Source organism: Thioalkalivibrio sp. ARh3 (assembly GCF_000377265.1).
In the GTDB taxonomy this organism is placed as follows: Bacteria; Pseudomonadota; Gammaproteobacteria; order Ectothiorhodospirales; family Ectothiorhodospiraceae; genus Thioalkalivibrio; species Thioalkalivibrio thiocyanoxidans.
Genome location: NZ_KB897947.1, coordinates 927,015 through 946,178 on the forward strand (window position 1 = coordinate 927,015; position 19,164 = coordinate 946,178).

General features: G+C 66.9%; 22 protein-coding genes. 12 read left to right on the forward strand and 10 right to left on the reverse strand.

Annotated elements, in window-relative coordinates; all coding sequences use genetic code 11:
- Positions 1–3: 3 nt before the first annotated feature.
- The 4 genes from C995_RS0104415 to arsS form a co-directional block, all read right to left on the reverse strand.
- Complete coding sequence (locus C995_RS0104415) at positions 4–1,074, reverse strand: succinylglutamate desuccinylase/aspartoacylase family protein (protein WP_018863784.1); 1,071 nt, start codon at positions 1,072–1,074, stop codon at positions 4–6.
- The gene (rimK, locus tag C995_RS0104420) at positions 1,074–1,979 is read right to left on the reverse strand and encodes a 30S ribosomal protein S6--L-glutamate ligase (RefSeq protein WP_018863785.1); all 906 of its coding nucleotides are present in this window, start codon (positions 1,977–1,979) and stop codon (positions 1,074–1,076) included. The genes C995_RS0104415 and rimK overlap by 1 nt, the downstream gene beginning before the upstream one ends.
- Positions 1,976–2,473, reverse strand: a complete 498-nt coding sequence (locus C995_RS0104425; RefSeq protein ID WP_018863786.1) for an ATP-dependent zinc protease — start codon at positions 2,471–2,473, stop codon at positions 1,976–1,978. The genes rimK and C995_RS0104425 overlap by 4 nt, the downstream gene beginning before the upstream one ends.
- Positions 2,474–2,559: 86 nt before the next feature.
- Positions 2,560–3,519 carry an arsenosugar biosynthesis radical SAM (seleno)protein ArsS gene (arsS, locus tag C995_RS0104430; RefSeq protein WP_018863787.1) on the reverse strand — a complete coding sequence of 320 codons (960 nt, stop codon included), beginning with the start codon at positions 3,517–3,519 and terminating at the stop codon, positions 2,560–2,562.
- 116 nt (positions 3,520–3,635) lie between these two features.
- Between arsS and C995_RS0104435 the strand changes: the two genes are divergently transcribed.
- A complete protein-coding gene (locus C995_RS0104435; protein ID WP_026278943.1) occupies positions 3,636–4,610 on the forward strand; it encodes a bile acid:sodium symporter in 975 nt (324 codons plus the stop codon).
- Positions 4,611–4,706: 96 nt separating this feature from the next.
- Here C995_RS0104435 and C995_RS0104440 read toward each other — a convergent pair whose 3' ends face one another.
- Together C995_RS0104440 and sohB are read right to left on the reverse strand one after the other, a co-directional pair.
- Positions 4,707–5,207 (reverse strand): DsrE family protein, encoded by a 501-nt coding sequence (locus tag C995_RS0104440; RefSeq protein WP_018863789.1) that lies wholly within the window; start codon positions 5,205–5,207, stop codon positions 4,707–4,709.
- Positions 5,208–5,290: 83 nt separating this feature from the next.
- Complete coding sequence (gene sohB, locus C995_RS0104445; protein ID WP_018863790.1) at positions 5,291–6,373, reverse strand: protease SohB; 1,083 nt, start codon at positions 6,371–6,373, stop codon at positions 5,291–5,293.
- Positions 6,374–6,423: 50 nt separating this feature from the next.
- On the opposite strand from sohB, the gene C995_RS0104450 reads away from it, so the two are divergent.
- The 4 genes from C995_RS0104450 to C995_RS0104465 all read left to right on the forward strand — a co-directional run bounded on the left by C995_RS0104450 (position 6,424) and on the right by C995_RS0104465 (position 10,169).
- Positions 6,424–6,813: a hypothetical protein gene (locus tag C995_RS0104450; RefSeq protein WP_018863791.1), complete on the forward strand. Its 390-nt coding sequence runs from the start codon at positions 6,424–6,426 to the stop codon at positions 6,811–6,813.
- Positions 6,814–6,955: 142 nt separating this feature from the next.
- Positions 6,956–7,858 carry a LysR family transcriptional regulator gene (locus C995_RS0104455; protein ID WP_018863792.1) on the forward strand — a complete coding sequence of 301 codons (903 nt, stop codon included), beginning with the start codon at positions 6,956–6,958 and terminating at the stop codon, positions 7,856–7,858.
- Positions 7,859–7,948: 90 nt separating this feature from the next.
- The gene (locus C995_RS0104460) at positions 7,949–9,733 is read left to right on the forward strand and encodes an N-acetylglutaminylglutamine amidotransferase (RefSeq protein ID WP_018863793.1); all 1,785 of its coding nucleotides are present in this window, start codon (positions 7,949–7,951) and stop codon (positions 9,731–9,733) included.
- Positions 9,734–9,740: 7 nt separating this feature from the next.
- Positions 9,741–10,169 (forward strand): DUF488 domain-containing protein, encoded by a 429-nt coding sequence (locus C995_RS0104465; RefSeq protein ID WP_018863794.1) that lies wholly within the window; start codon positions 9,741–9,743, stop codon positions 10,167–10,169.
- A 4-nt stretch (positions 10,170–10,173) separates the two neighbouring features.
- Here C995_RS0104465 and moaB read toward each other — a convergent pair whose 3' ends face one another.
- Complete coding sequence (gene moaB, locus C995_RS0104470) at positions 10,174–10,710, reverse strand: molybdenum cofactor biosynthesis protein B (RefSeq protein WP_018863795.1); 537 nt, start codon at positions 10,708–10,710, stop codon at positions 10,174–10,176.
- A 98-nt stretch (positions 10,711–10,808) separates the two neighbouring features.
- Between moaB and rluB the strand changes: the two genes are divergently transcribed.
- The gene (gene rluB / locus C995_RS0104475; RefSeq protein ID WP_018863796.1) at positions 10,809–11,765 is read left to right on the forward strand and encodes a 23S rRNA pseudouridine(2605) synthase RluB; all 957 of its coding nucleotides are present in this window, start codon (positions 10,809–10,811) and stop codon (positions 11,763–11,765) included.
- Complete coding sequence (locus tag C995_RS0104480; RefSeq protein WP_018863797.1) at positions 11,765–12,418, forward strand: endonuclease III domain-containing protein; 654 nt, start codon at positions 11,765–11,767, stop codon at positions 12,416–12,418. Before rluB ends, C995_RS0104480 begins: the two co-directional genes overlap by 1 nt.
- Here the strand turns inward: C995_RS0104480 and C995_RS0104485 are convergent, their stop codons facing one another.
- From C995_RS0104485 to C995_RS0104495, 3 genes are all read right to left on the reverse strand, one after another.
- A complete protein-coding gene (locus tag C995_RS0104485; protein ID WP_051075140.1) occupies positions 12,419–15,124 on the reverse strand; it encodes a diguanylate cyclase in 2,706 nt (901 codons plus the stop codon). It abuts the gene before it with no gap.
- A gap of 107 nt (positions 15,125–15,231) precedes the next feature.
- Positions 15,232–15,930: a hemerythrin domain-containing protein gene (locus C995_RS0104490; RefSeq protein WP_018863799.1), complete on the reverse strand. Its 699-nt coding sequence runs from the start codon at positions 15,928–15,930 to the stop codon at positions 15,232–15,234.
- A complete protein-coding gene (locus tag C995_RS0104495; protein ID WP_018863800.1) occupies positions 15,923–16,480 on the reverse strand; it encodes a hemerythrin domain-containing protein in 558 nt (185 codons plus the stop codon). The genes C995_RS0104490 and C995_RS0104495 overlap by 8 nt, the downstream gene beginning before the upstream one ends.
- A gap of 165 nt (positions 16,481–16,645) precedes the next feature.
- Between C995_RS0104495 and C995_RS0104500 the strand changes: the two genes are divergently transcribed.
- The 5 genes from C995_RS0104500 to rnk all read left to right on the forward strand — a co-directional run bounded on the left by C995_RS0104500 (position 16,646) and on the right by rnk (position 19,143).
- Positions 16,646–17,044 (forward strand): hypothetical protein, encoded by a 399-nt coding sequence (locus C995_RS0104500; protein WP_018863801.1) that lies wholly within the window; start codon positions 16,646–16,648, stop codon positions 17,042–17,044.
- A complete protein-coding gene (locus tag C995_RS0104505; protein WP_018863802.1) occupies positions 17,044–17,496 on the forward strand; it encodes a glycine cleavage system protein H in 453 nt (150 codons plus the stop codon). Before C995_RS0104500 ends, C995_RS0104505 begins: the two co-directional genes overlap by 1 nt.
- 12 nt (positions 17,497–17,508) lie before the next feature.
- A complete protein-coding gene (locus tag C995_RS0104510) occupies positions 17,509–18,177 on the forward strand; it encodes a thioredoxin family protein (RefSeq protein ID WP_018863803.1) in 669 nt (222 codons plus the stop codon).
- Positions 18,178–18,241: 64 nt separating this feature from the next.
- Positions 18,242–18,586: a rhodanese-like domain-containing protein gene (locus tag C995_RS0104515; RefSeq protein ID WP_018863804.1), complete on the forward strand. Its 345-nt coding sequence runs from the start codon at positions 18,242–18,244 to the stop codon at positions 18,584–18,586.
- 146 nt (positions 18,587–18,732) lie between these two features.
- Positions 18,733–19,143 (forward strand): nucleoside diphosphate kinase regulator, encoded by a 411-nt coding sequence (gene rnk / locus C995_RS0104520; RefSeq protein WP_018863805.1) that lies wholly within the window; start codon positions 18,733–18,735, stop codon positions 19,141–19,143.
- The last annotated feature ends 21 nt before the right edge of the window (positions 19,144–19,164 follow it).

The following is a 19,164-nucleotide window of genomic DNA, read 5'->3' on the forward strand; positions in this document are numbered from 1 at the left end:
ACGTCAGGGCGTTTCCGGGCGCGGGGCGTCGGCGTAGGGGTAGTCGCTGGCCTCGAGGTTCTCCTGGAAGGTCTCCAGGCGCTCCACCGCCAGGTCGGTCCGGTTGAACTGCGCGATATGAAACAGGGCGTCGCCCTCGTTGATCAGGGGCAGATTGAGCTCGCCGATGATGATCCCCGAGGCCGGGGCGAGGACCTCGGTCTCCGTCTCGCCGAAGGGATCGGAGACGATCGCCAGGCGGGTCTGGTCGCGGACCACGCGTTCGCCCTGGCGCACGAAGCTGCGCAGGATGCCGCTTTGCGGGGCGCGCACCCAGCCGCTGGTGCGGGCCATGATCGGCTCGCGCGGGGTGCGGCGCCGGCTTGCCGGCAGCATGCCGAGATGCCGCATCACTTCGATGATGCCGTGCACACCGCCGCGGATGGACAGCTCGTCGAAGCGCAATGCCTCGCCGGCCTCGTACAGCAGGATCGGGGTATCCCGCTCCGCCGCGGCCTCGCGCAGGGAGCCGTCGCGCAGCGCGGAATTCAGGATCACCGGCGCGCCAAACGCGCGTGCCAGCGCCTGCGTCTCCGGGTGATCGAGGTTGGCGCGGATCTGCGGCAGATTTGAGCGATGGATCGCCCCGGTGTGCAGGTCGATCCCGTGGGTGCTGCGGTGGACGATCTCGCGCATGAACAGCCGCGCGACCCGGGCCCCTAGCGAGCCCTTGGGGGAGCCGGGGAAGCAGCGGTTCAGGTCGCGGCGGTCGGGCAGGTAACGGCTCTGGTTGATGAAACCGTGCATATTGACCACGGGAATGGCCAGCAGCGTGCCGCGCATGCGGCGCAGCGCCGGGACCTTCAGCAGGCGGCGGATGATCTCCACGCCGTTGATCTCGTCGCCATGGATGGCGGCGCTGACGAACAGCACCGGTCCCTTGCGCCGGCCGCACAGTACCTGCACGGGCATGTTGGTCGGGGTGTGGGTATACAGGGCGCTGAGCTGCAACTCCACCGTGCGCCGCTCACCGGGACGGACGGTCGTCCCGCCGATGGTGATCGCGTCGTTGCGGTCGGCCCGGGGTGTGGCCATCAGCCGCGGCCCTTGGTCTTGGTGCGGTTGGGCTTGGCGTTTTTCTCGATGAATTCGATGATCATGCCGGCGACGTCCTTCCCGGAGGCGTTTTCGATCCCCTCCAGACCCGGCGAGGAGTTGACCTCCATCACCACCGCGCCGTGGTTCGAGCGCAGGAGGTCGACGCCGCAGACGTTCAGCCCCATCACCTTGGCCGCGCGCACCGCCGTGGCCCGTTCCTCGGGGGTGATGCGGCACAGGCTGGCACTGCCGCCGCGATGCAGGTTGGAGCGAAACTCGCCTTCCTTCGCCTGGCGCTTCATCGAGGCGACGACCTTCTCGCCGATCACGAAACAGCGGATATCCGAGCCCTTGGCCTCCTTGATGTACTCCTGCACCAGGATGTGCTGCTTCAGACCCATGAAGGCCTGGATTACGCTCTCCGCCGCCTGCTTGGTCTCGGCCAGCACGACCCCCAGGCCCTGGGTGCCTTCCAGAAGCTTGATCACGCAGGGTGCGCCGCCGACGGTGGCGAGCAGGTCGTCGATATCGTCGGGGGAGTGGGCAAACCCGGTCACCGGGAGCCCGATGCCGCGGCGCGAGAGCAGCTGCAGGCTGCGCAGCTTGTCGCGCGAGCGTGAAATGGCCACCGACTCGTTCAGCGGATAGACGCTCATCATCTCGAATTGGCGCAGCACGGCGCTGCCGTAGAAGGTGATGGAGGCGCCGATACGCGGGATCACCGCGTTGAACTGGTCGAGCACATCGCCCTTGTAGTGGATCTGGGGCTTGTGCGCGGTGATGTTCATGTAGCAGCGCAGCGGGTCCACCACGCGGATTTCGTGGCCGCGTTGCTGGGCCGCCTCCACCAGACGCCGGGTGGAGTAGAGCTTGCTGTTGCGCGAGAGGATTCCGAGCTTCATTCGGGCGTGGATTCCGGTGTTGCAAGATGTGGAGCGGGACGGCCGAGCAGGAACGAGGCCTGAGGGTCCACCAGGAAGCGCCCCCGCATGGCCTCGCGCCCGAGCAGCATACGAAAGCGCATGGTATCGCGGCTGGTCAGGGAGAGTTCCAGAGGAACTACTCGATCACCGATTTTTGCCCGGGTCGCGATGAAGTAACGCTCGCCGGTATGGCCGCCGGAGTCCGTGACATTGCGGACATCCAGCACCGGGGCCTCGCACCAGACTTCGGTCTGGTCGTCGTGCTGATACGGGTGGATGCCGAAGCGCACCCACTCGCGCCCCGCTTGGGAAAAACTCTCGACATAGAAGGCATGCAGCGCGGAACTGCGTGCGCCGGTATCCACCTTGCACTTGATGGCCCCGAGGCCCAGATCCGGCAGGCCGACCCACTCGCGCCAGCCGAGCACATCTTCGGCACGTGCCGAGGGATTGAAATGAGGCGGGCGATCCATGAGTCCCCCGGCTGAATTGGGTCCGGCCCCCACTATAACGAATCGCCCGCGGGATGCTGACGCCCGGTGCCTCCCGATCCGTTCCCTTATAGCGCCCCGCCGCAACTGGAGCCCTGGCCGGCCGTGCAGCCGTAGCAGTGGTCGCCCACCGCGATCGGTGCCTGTGACAGGTATGAGGGCGTCAGCTCGCTGATGTGTACGGGGTGGCCATCGCCGGCGCCCAGAGGGATATTCAGCATCTGGTTGAAATCACAGTCGTGCACATAGCCTTGCCAGTCGACCGAAACGAGTGTCCGACACATGACGGCTGCAAGGTTGGACGACTGATGGGCGCTGCGCAGTGTCTGCATGTACGTGTTGTAACGGCCTTCACGCGCAAGTGTTTTGGCAAAGCGGTGGATCGGCATGTTGGTGATCGTGAACAGCGCGTTGAAGCGGATGCCGTACTCGCGCTCGAGATGCTCGTGGTAGGCGGCCTCCAGTTCGGCCTGCGGGGGCGGCAGACTGGGGCCCTGCGGGTTGTAGACCAGGTTGAGGGTGAGACCACTGTCGGGCAGGCCATAGCCCAGGGCATTGAGCTGCCTGAGGCCCGCGATACTGCGTTCGAACACGCCGTCGCCGCGCTGGGCATCGACGTTCTCTTCCAGATAGCAGGGCAGCGAGGCCACAATCTCGACGCCCTGTTCGGCCAGAAAGGCCGCCAGGTCCTCCTGCCCGGGCTCGCCGAGGACAGTCAGGTTGCAGCGATCCATCACGTGTATCCCGCGCTGGCGCGCGGCGCGGACCAGGTGGCGGAAACCGGGATTCAGTTCCGGGGCGCCGCCGGTCAGGTCGAGGGTCGGGATGTCACAGCGATCGCAGCAGGCGAGCAGTTCGTCGATCACCTCCGGCGGCATGACCTCGCGCCGGTTCGGTCCGGCGTTCACATGGCAGTGAAAGCAGGTCTGGTTGCAGACATAGCCGAGGTTGGCTTGCAGGGTCTCCAGCCGGGTGCGCGTCACGGCAGGGAAATCGTGGTAGGCAATCAGGGGCTCTTGCTGGGACATGACATCGGCTGCCGGCTGGGGCTGTATTGGTACAACGAGTATCTCCAAGCCTGAACCGTCCCGGTGCCCCGGGCAACGAAGCCGGATGCCGGGTGGGGTTCTGGTACCGTGGCTCGATGCTGGAGCGCCTTCAGGTCTGGATCTATCTCGCCGCCATTTTGATGGGGCTGGTGCTGGCCGGCCTCTGGCCGGGGTTTGGCGAGGGGCTGACCGCCTGGGTTTGGGCCGTGCTCGGGCTGTTGCTGTTTGTCACCTTCGCGCAAATCCCGTGGGAGGCGATCCGACTCGCCTTTAACGACCGTCGCTTCCTGGCTGCCGCGCTGGTAGGGAATTTCGTGCTGGTGCCTCTGGTATTGCTCGCGCTGCTGCCGCTGGCGCCCGACGACCCGGCGATACGACTGGGCATCCTGCTCGTGCTGCTGATGCCCTGCACCGACTGGTTCATTACCTTTGCCCGACAGGGCGGGGGCGATGGTGCGCGTGCCGCGGCGTTCACGCCGGTGAGTCTTGCGGCGCAGTTCCTGATGCTGCCGGTGTATCTGACTATCATCCTGGGCCCGGGCGAGGCCCTGGGCCTGATGTCGGCGACTGTGTTCGCCGCGGCGGCGCTGCTGATCGGGCTGCCGCTGCTGGCGGCCGTCCTGCTGGAGCAGGCGCTCAGGATGCGGGGTCGCGTGGAGGTCTGGCAGAACCGCTTCGCGATTGCCACCGTTCCGCTGCTGGCGCTGGTGGTGGGGCTGATCGCGCTGGTGGAGGCCCCGCTGGTGTTCGCGGGTGGGCGGGATCTGCTGGGCGTGATCCCGGTGTACGCGCTGTACCTGCTCGGGGCGGCAGCGCTGGCCTGGGGACTGGCCCGGGCCTTCGCCCTGCCCGGCGAGCAGGGGCGCACGCTGGCCTTCAGCCTGGGTACGCGCAACTCGTTTGTCGTGCTGCCGGTCGCCCTTGCACTGCCGGAGGTGCTGCACGCGGCGGTCATGGTCATCGTGCTGCAGTCGCTGGTCGAACTGTTTGGCATGCTCGTCTACCTGCGCTGGATGCCGCGCCTGTTTCCTCCCGCGCAGGGATGCTCGGCACAATCCGGGTCGAGCTGACTGGTCCGGGGTGCGGTCACCGGCCCACCGTGCGTCGGCCATGACCAGCCAGAGGGTCGGGTATCAGCCCGGGGTGATGCGCTCGCCAGGTGGGCCTTACTGCATCAGCAGGTAGCCCTCGTGCTGCAGTTCGATGATCTCGGCGTCGGCCATGGGCACCAGGTTCACGAAGCCATGGACGTCATCGTGATCAATGCCGCGCAGCCGTGCGGAGGCCTCGCACATCCGGAACTCCACCACGCCACCTTCGGTGAGGGACTTGGCCCGGCGCATGGTTTCCTCGCGTTCGTCAAACTCGTCGCGGGTGAAGAACGGGACCTCCTGGCCATGCAGGACCAGCACGATGTGGGCCTCGAACGGATCGGACTCGTAGACGTTGTTCAGCATGCTGACGCGGTCGAGTACGCTGTTCAGCTCGTCTTCGGTATCCACGTAGACGTCGTAGACCACCTTCCTCGGTTCGTATTCGCGGTCCATCATCTCGGCCGAGCCCCAGGGCATTTGGTCATCGGCGGCCGCCTTCAGCGGCAGGGCCAAGAAGGCCAGGCTGGCGAGCAGACACAACAGCAACGCAGGGGTGCGGGAACGGTCTTGCATGGTCATATCCTCCGAATCGGTTCTTTGCATGGTGGACGGCTGGTGATGGGGGCTTCTTCCCCCGAAGGTCGAGTCTGTCCGGCTCATAGGCGCGCCTCGGGGCCCTGAGCGCGCAGCACACGCTCGACGATGGACTCCATCGCCAGCGTGATGCGTCGGCTCAGACGCTGCGGCCGGGTATAGGTAATCTCGAACAGGTCGGCCTCGCGGCTGATCTCCAACAGCAGATCATCGCTGGTTCGCAGCTCGTCGGCCAGGCCCATCTCGTGCGCCTGTTCGCCGTACCAGTGCTCGCCGGTCGCCACTTTTTCCAGGTCCAGGGACGGGCGGTAGCGGGAAAGAAACGTCTTGAACTGGTCGTGGGCCTCTTCCAGCTGTTCGCGGAACTTGCGCCGGCCCTCGTCCGTGTTTTCCCCGAGTACGGTCAGGGTGCGCTTGTATTCACCTGCGGTCAGCAGCTCGACATCGATGTCGTGGCGCTCCAGCCAGCGGTGCAGGTTCGGAATCTGGGCCACGACCCCGATCGAGCCCAGCACCGCGAAGGGCGCGGCCACGATCCGGTGCGCCACCGCGGCCATCATGTACCCGCCGCTGGCCGCGACCCGATCCACGGCGACGGTCAGGTCCAGCCCGGCTTCGCGCAGACGGGCCAGTTGCGAGGCGGCCAGGCCGTACGACGGGACGAGCCCGCCCGGGCTTTCCAGGCACACGATCACCCGGTCCTGTTCGGGGCGGGCCAGGGTCAGGATTGCGGTCACCTCCTCGCGCAGGCTGTCGACGCTGGAGGCGCGGATGTCGCCGGTGAAGTGCAGCACATACACCCTGGGCCGTTCCTGGTCGTCGGAATCCTCGCCGGGGTGTTCGGTCGGGGTATCCGGCTTCGGGGGTTCGCTGGACGCGTCCTTGCCGGACGAGGAGTCACCACGGGGCCATCCAAGCTTCTTGCGCAGCCGCGCTCGCCAGCCTGCACTTCCCTCGACCGCGTGCCGAATGGTCTTCTCCATGCGTCGGTAGCGATCGTTCAGTTTGCGCACCGTCAGGCGGTCGGGCCGTTTTTCGCGGCTGCGGGCGAGTACGCCGGCAAAGGCCCCCATGAGTACCAGCAGCGCAACGACTGCGGTAACCACCTTGGCGAGAAAAAGTCCGTACTCCTGCAGCAGTTCCATCCGTGTCGTCCTGTTCCGTCGGCCGGCTTCCGGCATGCCATAATGCCAGCATGAGGATCGAAAGCGACGAAGACCCCCGTAGTGCAGGACTGTTTCTCGGGCGCGAGGGTTCCGCCAGTGCCACCCCGCCGGACCCGATCATCCACGCGGGATACGCCACCCTGAGCCTGCGCCAGATCGACGAATGGAACGGTGTGCCCAAGGGCACGGCGTTTCGCCTGTTCAAGGCACAAAAGGATCAGTTGCGCGAGGGGCAGGACTTTTTCTACATCCCCGAGGGCAAGGACCCGGAGCTGACCGAGACCCTGCGTCTGGATGGCCGGATCTATCCCTCCACCGTTCATGTGTTGCTGATGACCACGACAGCCTACGCGCGCATCCGCGAGGAGTGGCATCGGCGCATGCACAAGCCCGGCTGCGGGTGCCCCGGGGAGCATTAGGGAAACACTGATTAATGTACCCGATCGTGCTCGGATCGATGTTGCTGGCGGACAAGACACGGCCTCCGTCGTACAGCCTTTTGCCGGCACGGGAACGCCGCGGCGGATTGCGAAATCCCGGGTGTCGACGCAGGCGGGTCCATTGATCCGCGTCTCCCTGGAACAGTGGCGCATGCTGCAGGCGGTGGTGGCCGCCGGTGGTTTTGCCCGTGCCGCGGAACAGGTACACAAGAGCCCCTCCAGCGTGAACCATGCGGTGCAGAAGCTGGAGGAGCGCCTGGGTGTCGAGGTTTTCGAGGTGCAGGGCCGCAAGGCGGTCCTGACCCCGGCGGGCGAGGCGCTGCTGCGCCGTGCCGAGCACCTGCTGGAGGAGGCGGCCGAGATCGAGGCCCTGGCCGGCGCGCTCGCGGCCGGCGTGGAGTCCGAGGTCCGACTGGCGGTGGATCAGATCCTGCCGCGGGAACCGGTGATCCAGGCGCTGGAGCGCTTTTCCCGTGCCTATCCGTCCACGCGTGTCCAGCTGGAGGAGGTCGTCCTGACTGGTGGACCGGAACTCCTGCGTGAAGGCCGGGTGGACATCCTGATCGCGCCGGAACTGCCGGGTGGCTATCTGGGTACCTGGCTGGCGGACCAGGTCATGGTCTGCGTGGCACATCCGGAACACCCGCTAGCGGGTCGCCCAGGGCTGACGCGTCGGGACCTGCAGGCCCAGCGCCAGATCGTGGTTCGTGATTCCGGCGAACAGCAGGCCGGGGAGGGCGGCTGGGTCGACGCCGACCAGCGCTGGACCGTCTCACACATGGGCACCGCGCGCGAAATTCTGTGCTCCGGGATCGGCTTCGCCTGGCTGCCGCTGGATCGCATCGCGGAGGATCTTGCGCAGGGGCGTCTGGTCGAACTCAACCTAGAGGCGGGCACGCGCCACGAGGTGCCGTTCTACATGGCGCACGCGGATCGCGACCGCGCCGGGGCCGCCAGCCAGGCCCTGATGGAGGCCCTGGAGGCCGCCTTTGGCGGAAGCTCGTCAGAGCCCTTCGAACGGTAGGAGCCTGCTTGCAGGCGAAGCCCCTGCCCGCGCCGGGCAGGGACAGGCCGGCTCCAAACCCAAGCCACCCAACCAGCAAGGAAAGAATCGATGTGCGGGATCGCGGGAGAATTCGTCTGGGGTGAACGGCGCGCCTGCGGCGAGGCCGTGGCGCGCATGCTGCCCTGTCTGGAACGGCGCGGGCCGGATGCCGACGGGCTGTGGGCCTCCGGGCGGGTGGCGCTGGGGCACCGGCGCCTGTCGATCCTTGACCTGTCGCAGCGCGCGCACCAGCCGATGTTCGACCCGGAGACCGGGCTCGCGCTGGTGTTCAACGGTGCGATCTACAATTTCCGCGCCCTGCGCAGCGAGCTGGAGGGCCGCGGCCATCGCTTCTTCTCCACCGGCGATACCGAGGTCATCCTGCGCGGCTACGCCGAGTGGGGCGAGGGTATCGTCGCCCGGTTGCACGGGATGTTCGCCTTTGCACTGTATGACGGCCATGCCCAGCGCCTGCTGCTGGCACGCGACCGCATGGGCATCAAGCCGCTGTACCTGGCGCGCAGCGGCGACGGTATCCGCTTCGCCTCGAATACCCAGGCGCTGCTGGCGGCGGGCGACGTGGACACCGAGCTGGATGCCGAGGCGCTGCACATGCTGTTCTCGCTGCACGCGGTGGTGCCCGCGCCGCGCACCGTGCTGCGCGGCATCCGCAAGCTGGAACCGGGGCATTACCTGAGCATCGATGCGCGCGGCCAGGAGCGGTTGCACCGTTACTGGACACTGTATGCCCACCGCCCGAACGAGGCCGTGTCCGACGCCGAGTGGCAGGAGCGAATCGAGCACGGTCTGCGCAGCGCGGTGCGCAAGCGCCTGGAGGTGGCCGACGTGCCGGTGGGCGTGCTGCTCTCCGGCGGCTTGGATTCCTCCCTGCTGGTGGCGCTGGCGATGGAGGAGGGGGCGCAGGACCTGCGCACCTTCACCGTCGGGTTCGAGGACCAGCCGGAGGAGAAGGGCTCGGAGTTCGAATACTCCGACCCGGTCGCCGAGCGCTACGCCACCGACCACCAGGCAACCCTGATCCCCAACGACCAGGTGCTGGCCCGGTTGCCGGAGGCGGTGGGTGCGATGGCTGAGCCGATGTTCGGCCAGGATGCGGTGGCCTTCTACCTGCTCTCGGAACAGGTCTCGCAGCATGTGAAGGTGGTGCAGTCCGGCCAGGGCGCGGACGAGGTCTTCGGCGGCTACTTCTGGTACCCGCAGATGGCCGAGGACCGTCACGGCGGCTGGGTGGAGCGCTTTCGACGTCACTACTTCGACCGCGACCATGCCGAGATGGCCGAGATGCTGCGCCACCCGCCGGCGAACGACGTGACCGGCGACTGGCTGCGCGAGCAGTTCGCCGAGCTCGAGACCGACCGCGCGGATTCCTTCATCGACGCCGTGCTCGCACTGGATGTGACCACGCTGATCGTGGACGATCCGGTCAAGCGGGTGGACAACATGACCATGGCCTTCGGCCTGGAGGCGCGGGTCCCGTTCCTGGATCACGAGCTGGTGGAGACGGCCGCCGCGATGCCGCCGCACCTGAAGCTCGGTGACGGCGGCAAGGACGTGCTGCGCCGCATCGCCCGCGGGCGCCTGCCGGACGCCGTGCTGGACCGGCCCAAGGGGTACTTCCCGGTGCCGGCCCTGAAGTACGTGCGCGGCGATTTCCTCGAGTTTATGCGCGACATCCTCACCGCGCGCGCCTCCCGCGAGCGCGGGCTGTACCAACCGGCCTACATCGACAAGCTGCTGGACGCCCCGGACCAGTACTTCACCCGTATCCAGGGCTCCAAGCTCTGGCACGCGGCCCTGCTCGAATACTGGCTGCAGACCCACGTGGACCGGTAGGTGCGGCATGGAACGGGTGCGGATCCGGCGCGTCCACGATCCGGTTGATCCCGACGACGGGTACCGCGTGCTGGTCGATCGCCTGTGGCCGCGCGGGGTCAAGAAATCCACGCTCGCACTGCATGCCTGGGAAAAGTCCATCGCGCCGTCCGCGGACCTGCGCCGCTGGTTTGCGCATGACCCTTGTCGCTGGCGCGCGTTCTGCCGCCGTTATCAGGCGGAACTGGATGCGGCCCCCGAGGCCTTTGGCCGGTTGCTGGGGTATGCCCGCCACGGCTGCCTGACGCTGCTGACAGCCACGCGGGATGTGGAACACAGCCACGCGGTGGTGTTGCGCGATCTCCTTGCTGCCGAGCGGGCCGAGGAGGAGCGACCCGGCGAACGTGCTTCGCCGGTGTGCTTCGCGCCCGACGAGCCCGGGGCAGATCCGGATTGATCGCTCAGGACTCCTTCAGGCGAGGCATCAGCATGGTCAGGTTGCAGGGCATGGTGCGGTCGTCCAGTTGGGCCTGGATGATGCGGTCCCAGGCGGTGCGGCAGGCGCCGGTGGAGCCGGGCAGCACGAAGACATAAGTGCCGTTGGCCACGCCCGACAGGGCGCGGGACTGCAGGCTGGAGGTACCGATCTCTTCATAGGACAGCATGCGGAACAGCTCGCCGAAGCCCTCGATGGTCTTGTCCAGCAGCACCGAGGCGGCCTCCGGGGTGCCGTCGCGGCCGGTGATGCCGGTGCCGCCGGTGGTCAGCACCGCGTCGATCTCCGGGTCGGCAATCCAGCGGGAGAGTTCGGCGCGGATCGCGTAGATGTCGTCCCGGACCACGCGGCGCTCGGCCAGCCGGTGCCCTGCGCCCTCCAGTCGCTCCACCAGGGCATCGCCGGAGCGGTCCTCGGCCAGCGTTCGGCTGTCCGATACCGTGAGGACGGCGATGTTCAGCGGGGTCTGGACGGGGGTGGTTTCCGGGCTCTGGGCGGTCATGGGCAACGTCCTGTTGGTGTATCGTGAGCGCCCATCATAATGAATGCGGGTCCGGTCGCGGCAATGCGGCCGGGTCGAGACGTCTGGAGTCAGCAGGAATGTCGGAGCGGGTACAAAAGGTCCTGGCGGCGCGCGGCCTCGGTTCGCGGCGCGAGATCGAGGGCTGGATCGAGCGCGGCGAGGTGAAGGTCAACCAGCGCACGGCCAAGCTGGGCGACCAGGTCGGGCCGAATGACGTGATCCGCGTGCGCGGGCGCGTGATCCACATGGCGGAGCATGCCCATCGCTGGCTCGTGTATCACAAGCCGGTCGGCGAGATCTGCAGTCGCAGCGACCCCGAGGGCCGCAAGCCGGTGTTCGCCAGCCTGCCGCGCCTGAAGGGGCAGCGCTGGGTGGCGGTCGGGCGTCTCGACCTGAACACCTCGGGTCTTTTGCTTTTCACCACCGATGGCGAACTGGCCAATCGCCTGATGCACCCCAGCCATTCGCTGGAGCGCGAGTATGCGGTGCGGGTGCTGGGCGAGGTCCCCGACGATACGCGGCGCATGCTGCTGGAGGGGGTCGAGCTGGAGGATGGTCCCGCGCGCTTCGATGTCCTGGAAGAGCGCGGCGGCGACGGCGCCAACCACTGGTTTCATGTCGTGGTCAGCGAAGGCCGCAACCGTCTGGTGCGCCGCCTGTGGGATGCGGTCGGCGTGACCGTGAGCCGACTGATCCGGGTGCGCTACGGGCCGGTGGTGCTCGGGCGTGGTCTGAAGACGGGCGCTTCGCGAGATCTGGAGGTGCGTGAGGTCGAGGCCCTGTACGAGGCAGTCGAGCTGCCCGTGCCGGAGTCCATTCGCGAGCGGGGGCGGCGCCGCGGGCCGGGCCGCAACACCCGGCCCGCGCGCGGCAAGCGGGCCAAGTCGGGGGGGCGCGTACGCGAAGCGGATCGCTGGACCTCCACCAAGCCGGGGAGCGGCCCCGGCAAGGGCGGCAAGACCGGACGTTCGGGGCCGGGGCGTTCCGGGCGCAAGGGCGGGCCGCGCAAGCCGGGTGGTCGGGCGCGTTCCTGATGGCCTTGCGGGTGTCCGAGGTCCGGCAGCGCCTGCAGGGCGCCTACGGCGACCTGCAGTGGTGGCCGGCGGAGTCGGCGTTCGAGGTCATGGTGGGCGCGGTGCTCACGCAGAACACCAGCTGGACCAATGTCGAACGCGCGATCGCCAATCTGCGCGCGGCGGATGTGCTGGACCCGGAGTCCCTGTTGGAGCTCCCGCACGAGACGCTGGCCGAGCACATCCGCCCGAGCGGCTACTTCAACGTGAAGGCCGAGCGCCTGCGGCACCTGCTGCGCTTTCTGGAACAGCAGGGCGGGGTGGAAGCCCTGGCCCGCATGGAGACCGAGGCCCTGCGCTCGGCCCTTCTGGGTGTGAAGGGGGTCGGGCCGGAGACGGCGGACGACATCGTGCTGTATGCGTTCGAACGGCCGGTGTTCGTGGTCGATGCCTATACCCGGCGGCTGTTCGAACGGCTGGGCCTGCCGCATGCCCGCGGCGCCTACGACGACCTGCGGGCCTGGGTGGAATCGGAACTGGGGCCGGATGCGCAGGCCTTCAATGATCTGCATGCCCTGATCGTGGAACACGGCAAGCAGCGCTGCCGACCCAAGCCCGTCTGCCAGGACTGTCCCCTGAGCGACGTCTGCCCGGGGCGTGTGGCGAGCCAGTGATCAAGCGTCCCCGGCCACGAGCCGGTCGCGTCCCTGTTCCTTTGCGCGATACAGGCGCTCGTCGGCCAGATCGATCAATACCTCGGGTGTCAGGTGCGCGGGATCGCACTCCTCGGACCATGCCAGCCCGGCACTGACGGTGAATGGCAGCGATTCGCCCTCGAAGTGTATGTCGAGTTCGCGGGTGGCCTGCAGCAGTCGTTCGATCGCGATGGTGGCGGCCTCGTGATCCACGTGGGTGAGTACCACGATGAACTCCTCGCCACCGAAGCGCGCGACGATGTCGAAGGCCCGGTGCTCGCGTCGCAGCACATCGGAGAAATTGCGCAGGACCTCGTCGCCGGCCAGGTGCCCATGGGTGTCGTTGAGTGCCTTGAAATGGTCCAGGTCCAGTATGACGAGGGCAAAGTTGTCGCCATGGCGGCGCCAGGCCTCGATCTGCTCGCGCAGGCGTTCCATCAGGTAGCGTCGATTGTAGAGACCGGTTAGCGGGTCCGTAATCCCCAGGTCGCGCAGCTGGACTTCGAGGTGGTTGCGCTGAAGCGCCTCCGAGATCACGTTGCCCAGGACCAGTAGCAGCTCCGTCTGGTCCTCGCGCCAGGTGCGGGGGCGGAGCATGTCCATGCCGAGAAAGCCGGTCACCTGCTGGCCGGTCAGGATCGGCACGCAGATCAGGGTCCTGATCCCCTGCCGGCGGAACAGTTCGCGCTCGATGGCGGCCTCCTCGGGAAGGTCGTCCACCGAGGCGATCATCACCGGTGTGCGGTGTTCGAACACCTCCAGCATGCGTGTGCGCCACCAGGGCAGCTTGACGAGGTCCACGTGGCGCAACTGGTTCATCACCGAGAACACGCCGGGGGCGCACCACTCGTGGGTGTTGTCCATGTGTTCGCCGTCCGGTGACAGCTCGAACAGGTAGCAGCGGTCGCTCTCGAAAAAGCGCCCGATGTCGGCCAGGGCGGCGTCCAGACGTTGGTCCATCAGATCGGTGCTGGCGGTCACGAAGTCCGAGGACAGGCGCGCGAGCATGGCGTTGAAGCGCGCCTGATACTGAAGCTCGTCGTGCATTCGGCGGCGATCGGTGATGTCCCGGGCCACACCCACATATCCGGTGATCCTGCCGTTCGAGTCGCGGATCGGGGCGCCGCTGGAGACGTGCCAGCGCCACTCCCCGTTATGGTGGCGGATGCGGTACTCGATTTCCTGGCCATCATTCTCCGAGCGGATGGTGCGTTGCAGAAAGCGGCCGCACTCGCCGCGGTCGTCGCGGTGGACGTAGTCGATAATGGGCGTGCCGGTCACGTCCCTGGCGGCATAACCCAGTACGCGCGTCCATTGGGGGGAGACATAGGAGAGGATGCCGTCCGGCGTGAGGGTGTAGATGATGTCGCCGATGTTCTCGACCAGCTGACGGTACTGGGCCTCGCTCGCACGCAGCTGATCCTCCAGCAGCCGTCGGTCGGTGATGTCGTACATCGTGCCGATACTGGCCGGACCGTTTTGCAGTTCCACGCGGCCGGCAGTTAGATCCACCCAGCGGGTCTCGCCTTCGCCGGTGATGACCTTCATCTCGTAGTGATCCGGTACCTCCTTGCCCGCGATCCGGTCGCGGGCCCGTCGGGTAATGGCGTCGCGTTGTTCCGGGTGGATCACCTCATAGAAAGGCTGAGTCAGCAGCCAGGATTCGGGACGTCCAAGGATGCGCGAGAGGGCCGGATTGACGGTCTGGAAGCGGTCATTCTGGAGGATGAATACGCCCGCCGCGGCATGTTCGGTCAGGGTGCGGAACAGCTCGCGCTCGTCCTCGAGTTCCGTGGTGCGCTGGCGCACCCGTGTCTCCAGCGTGCGCCGCTGGCGCAGTAGCAGCGCCATGTACAGCAGCGTGGCCAGCAGGGCCGCACCAATGACAGTGGGTGTGAGCCAGGCCGGGATGACCTCGATGGTGTCCGAATGAATCCAGCGCTGCGTGATCTGGCGCAGCAACTCGTCGTCCAGCCGAGCGATGGCCTCGTTGATCTCGTCCAGCAGTGCCTCGTCACCAGGGGCGACAGCAGCGCGCAGGGGCTGCTCGTAGAGCAGCTCGAGCGGGTGGAACATGCCTGCTTCGCCATGGCGGTCCAGCAGATACATGGCGACCGGGTAGTCGCCCACAAAGACTTCGATGGTGCCGTCCACTGCGGCGCGCACCATCTGCTCGTTGTTGTCGAAGATCTGCAGGGGCTGTTCGGGATGTTCGCGCTGCATGAACTCGAGCTCGAAGCTGCCGTCCACCACGCCTGTCGGTTCGTCCGCGAGTTCGTCCAGTCGGGCCACGGGGGCGCCGGTGCGCACGAAGGCGAAGGTCCGCAAGGGGAGCAGCACGTCGCTGAAGATCAGCGTTTGTTCGCGCTCGGGTGACTGGATCAACCCGCCGTGGATATCGGCCTCGCCGTCGCGCACCAGTTCAAGAGTCCGCGGCCAGTCGACCAGGCGGAACTCCACCGGGCGGTCGAGTTCCTCTGCGAGTTCCTGCCAGAGGTCGACCAGCAAACCCCGCGGCTCGCCGCCGTTGCCGGCGAAGGCGAAGGGGGGCCAGGCATGGTCCTGGGATACGATCAGGGGTTCCGATGGTTCATCGGCCTGAAGGCTGGCGCTGCAAAGGAGCAGGAGGCCCGCGGCCAGCACGCCGGCCGGCCATGCCGCGAGCCACTCGCAGAACCACTTCAGGGGCCGGAGGGAGCCAGTATCGAGGCGGGCTTGGGTCACATCGTGGCCGGGCTGGGGCGATGCGCTATCCTGACACAGCGCTTCCCCGTTGCCGACCCCTGCCGCGATCAGCGAGTCCCAAGATGCCGGCTGGCCTTCGCAAGCAGCTCCGCCGCCAGTTCGGGGTCGTTGCGCAGACGGCGTCCCCAGTCCGGGAAGACGTTCTGTTCCTCGCGGCTTTCGTGCTTGGCGAGGGCCCCGGAGATCAGGGCGAAGAACGGGGCCACCATCCAGGCTTCCTCGACGCCTTCCTGGAACTCGTGTTCCAGCAGCGCGGTTTGTTCCAGGATCTCGTCATGCTCGCGCAGCATGACCGTGACCGGGTCCTGGCCGCCGGCCCCGCGTGCAGCCGCCAGGGTCGGGACGATCAGTTCGTTCTCCACATGAACGTGCCGGCGCAGGCCTTCCACATAGGCCTGGAAGTCGGGTGCCGCACCTTCGAGATCGCCGGCATTGACCTTGTGCAGGGCGCTGGCGAACAGCCGGTCGATGCGCAGGTGGTCGCGCTGCAGCAGATCGACAAGGTCCACGGGCGCGACGTCCTCGCGCCGCTGGACGCGCAGCTTCCACAGGGGCGGGCCGTTCTCCTGCACCTGCCAGTGGATGGCGTGGCGCAGTTGCAGGCTGACCGCATCCATCAGCAATTGCGGCTCCTGATCCAGCCAGACGTCGAAGACCTGGCCCGGCTGCAACTCGCGGAGGGTGTAGTAGGCGCGCGTGTGGGCGTGGTCGCCCAGTCCCCGCAGGTCCAGCAGGAAGTCACTCATCGGCTTGTTCCGCATACGCATCCGGGATACCCCGACGGCGCGCCATGGAGCGGCCCAACCGGGTACGTTCCTCGGGGCTGAGCAGGTGATCGGCCAGGGGCAGCACCGCGTTGTCCTCCAGTTCGAGGTGCGCCCGGTAGAGCCGGACCCATTCTTCCGCGCCCTGCAGCAGGTCCGCGCGCCCGGCCGCGATGTCCTGGAGGGACGGTTCCAGGGTGTGCCAGGCGGCCTCAAGGCGGGGGTGCTCGGCACTCAGGCGATCTACCCATTCACCCAGCTGCGGGTGGGCCCCGGGATCGTCGCGGTAGGCATGCAGGATCGGGAACAGGTCTTCGTCTTCATCGGCATGGTGTTGCGGGGCGGCTTGCTCGAAATAGGCCAGCACCCGCCGCGCCGCGGACTGGGCCTCGGCGTCGGCCCCGTGCTGCTCAATATGCGCCGGCAGCCGTTCCAGCGTGTCGAGGCAGTTCGTGATTCGCCGATGACACGCCCGCAGGAAGTCGATCGGGCGGTGGAAGCCGGGGGCGGGTTCGTGAAGCTGCAGTTTCATCAATAGGCTCGGATGACAGGCGATCGGCGTGTGTTCGGATCATGGACGGCGCTACTGTCTCTGAAGGCGCCCGGCTCCGTGTTGATCTCGATCAATGCATTTACAATACATATTAGATTAGTCTAGCGTCGCTGCAGAACAAACAAAAAAGGGAGCGAACGCGATATGCATCCACGCAACCGGATGTTCATCCTGGCCGCGCTGATCTATGCGCTGCTGGGCGGGCTGCTCGGCATCGTCTGGCTGGCCCACCCGGGGCTGGTGCCCGGCAATGTGCCGCGCATGCACGGCCACCTGATGCTGCTGGGCTTTGTGACCATGATGATCTACGGCGTGGGTCTGCATGTGCTGCCGCGTTTCTCCGGCCGCTCGTTGTTCTCGGAACGGCTCGGGCATGTGCAGTTCGTGCTGGCGAATCTTGGCCTCTGGGTGATGATCGCTGGGTGGTTGATCGTCCATAACCCGACGGTTGCGATCGGCGGGGCGATGGCCTGGGGGGCGATGATCCTGTTTGCGCTGAATATCGCACTCACCGTGCGCCACTACGGTCCGAAGGGGGCGTGATGAGCCATACCGAATACAACGGCTGCGAATTGCCGGACGACCTGTTCTACGATCTCGACTATGTCTGGGTCCGTCCGGAGGACGACGGTACCTTTACGCTTGGCATCACCGATCCCGCCCAGACGATGGCGGGGCGTGTGCAGTACTTCCGCTTTCGCAAGCCGGGTTCGCACCGGGCCGCGGGCAAGCCGGTCGCGCGGCTGGAGTCCGGCAAGTGGGCGGGGGGCATCCCCACACCCTTCGACGGCACCATCGAGCGCATCAACCCGGCCGTGGAGGCCGACCCGGGGCTGGTGAATGTCGCCCCCTATACCGATGCCTGGGTGGTGGCGATGCGCCCGGACGACCCGCAAAAGGCGCTGGAGCGTCTGCATACAGGGCCCGAAGCCGTCGACGGGCTCAAGCAGTGGATCGACCGCTACGACATCCACTGCATGCGCTGCGCGGATTGAGGAGACGGGCTCATGAAGGTGGAACTGCTGGTGTCCGAATGGTGTGCCTCCTGCCACGATGCCGAGCGCATCTGGCGCGAGGTGGCCCAGAAGAAGCAGATCGATTTTGCGGTGGTCGACATGGGGCAGCCGGAGGGGCGTCAACTGGCGACCCGGTTGCGCATACGTTCCATCCCGGCCGTGGTCGTGGACGGCGAACTCAAGCACATCGGGCTGCTGGACCGCACGGCCGCGACCGCGCTGGTCGCCGAGGCGCCGGAGCGCACGCAGAAGGCCGCGCGTCATGTCGGGCTGGGGCTTTCGGCCTCCAGCCGCGCCTCGGTACTGGGCGCGATGATCTGGCTGCTGGTCGCGGGTGCCGCCTTGCCGCTGGGCGGCTTCTTTCTGGATGGGGCCGCGCGTCCCGCCGCATTGCACGGCTTTACCCTCGGGTTCCTGCTGCTGCTGATCATGGGGCTGGGCGAGCACATGCTGCCGCGCTTTACTGGGCACCCGATTGCGGGTGGCTGGCTGTGGGCCTGGACACCGCAGGTGCTCGTGCATGTCGCGGTGCTGGGCATGGGCCTCGGCTGGTTGCTGAGCGTGCCGATGCTGACCGCAGTCGGTGCGGTGGCCGCATTTGTCGGGCTTGCGCTGTTTACGCTGCGCATCGCGCCGCTCCTGCTGCGCGCGTCCGTGTGAGAGTGCCCAGCGCCTGTCGAGACGGTAGACTGTTGCGTATGTGCAGACAGCGGAGTCGCCGACAGTGAGCCTGTTCGAGAAGCGCATCGCGGAGCTGGAAGAAGAACTGCCGCATCTGGAGCCGGCGGACCTGGTCGACTGGCGCCAGGCGGGGCGCTCGTTCCTGCTGGTGGATGTTCGCCAGCCGGAGGAAGCGGCCGAAGGCAGCATCGACGGCGCGGTGAATATCCCGCGGCCCAAGCTGGAGGCCAGTATAGAGGCCCATTTGAAGGATCCGGAGCAGCCTGTCGTCGTGTACTGCGGGTACCGTGGCCGGTCCCAGCTGGTGGCGGACAGTCTGCGCGCGATGGGAATGGATGCCCGTGTCCTGCGTGGTGGCTACTCGGCGTGGCGCGACACGCAGACTTGATCGCAGAAATGCCAGTCGCGGCTGATATGGCTTTTTGGCCGGGGCTTGGCTACTCTCGGGTCTGATTCGCCGATTTGGGATTTGTCCCCGTTTTATTCAGCGCGCCTCCCGTGGGGGCGCGTTCTGCTTTATTGGAGTGTGTAAAGGTGAGTAATCCGAAGATCGTCGTCTCCAACACGGACATGGAGCGCCTGGACAAGCTGCTGGAATCGCTGCCGGACGACAGCTTTCCCGGCAAGGCCGACCTGGAGGCCGAGCTGGATCGTGCGGATGTCGTCGATTCACACGAGATCCCGGGGTCGGTGGTCACGATGAATTCCAGGGTCCGTTTCCGGGTGATCGAGTCCGGCGAGGAGTTCTCGCTGACGCTGGTCTACCCGCGCGACGTGGACGAGAGCGGTGGCACGCTGTCGATTCTGGCGCCGGTGGGCAGTGCGCTGCTGGGGCTGTCCGAGGGGGACGAGATCGAATGGCCGCGCCCGGGTGGCGGGAAGATGCATGTGCGCATTGAGGCCGTCGAGTACCAGCCGGAGCGCGCCGGCGAGTATCACCGCTAGCAAACTCGGTTGCGCCAGGCG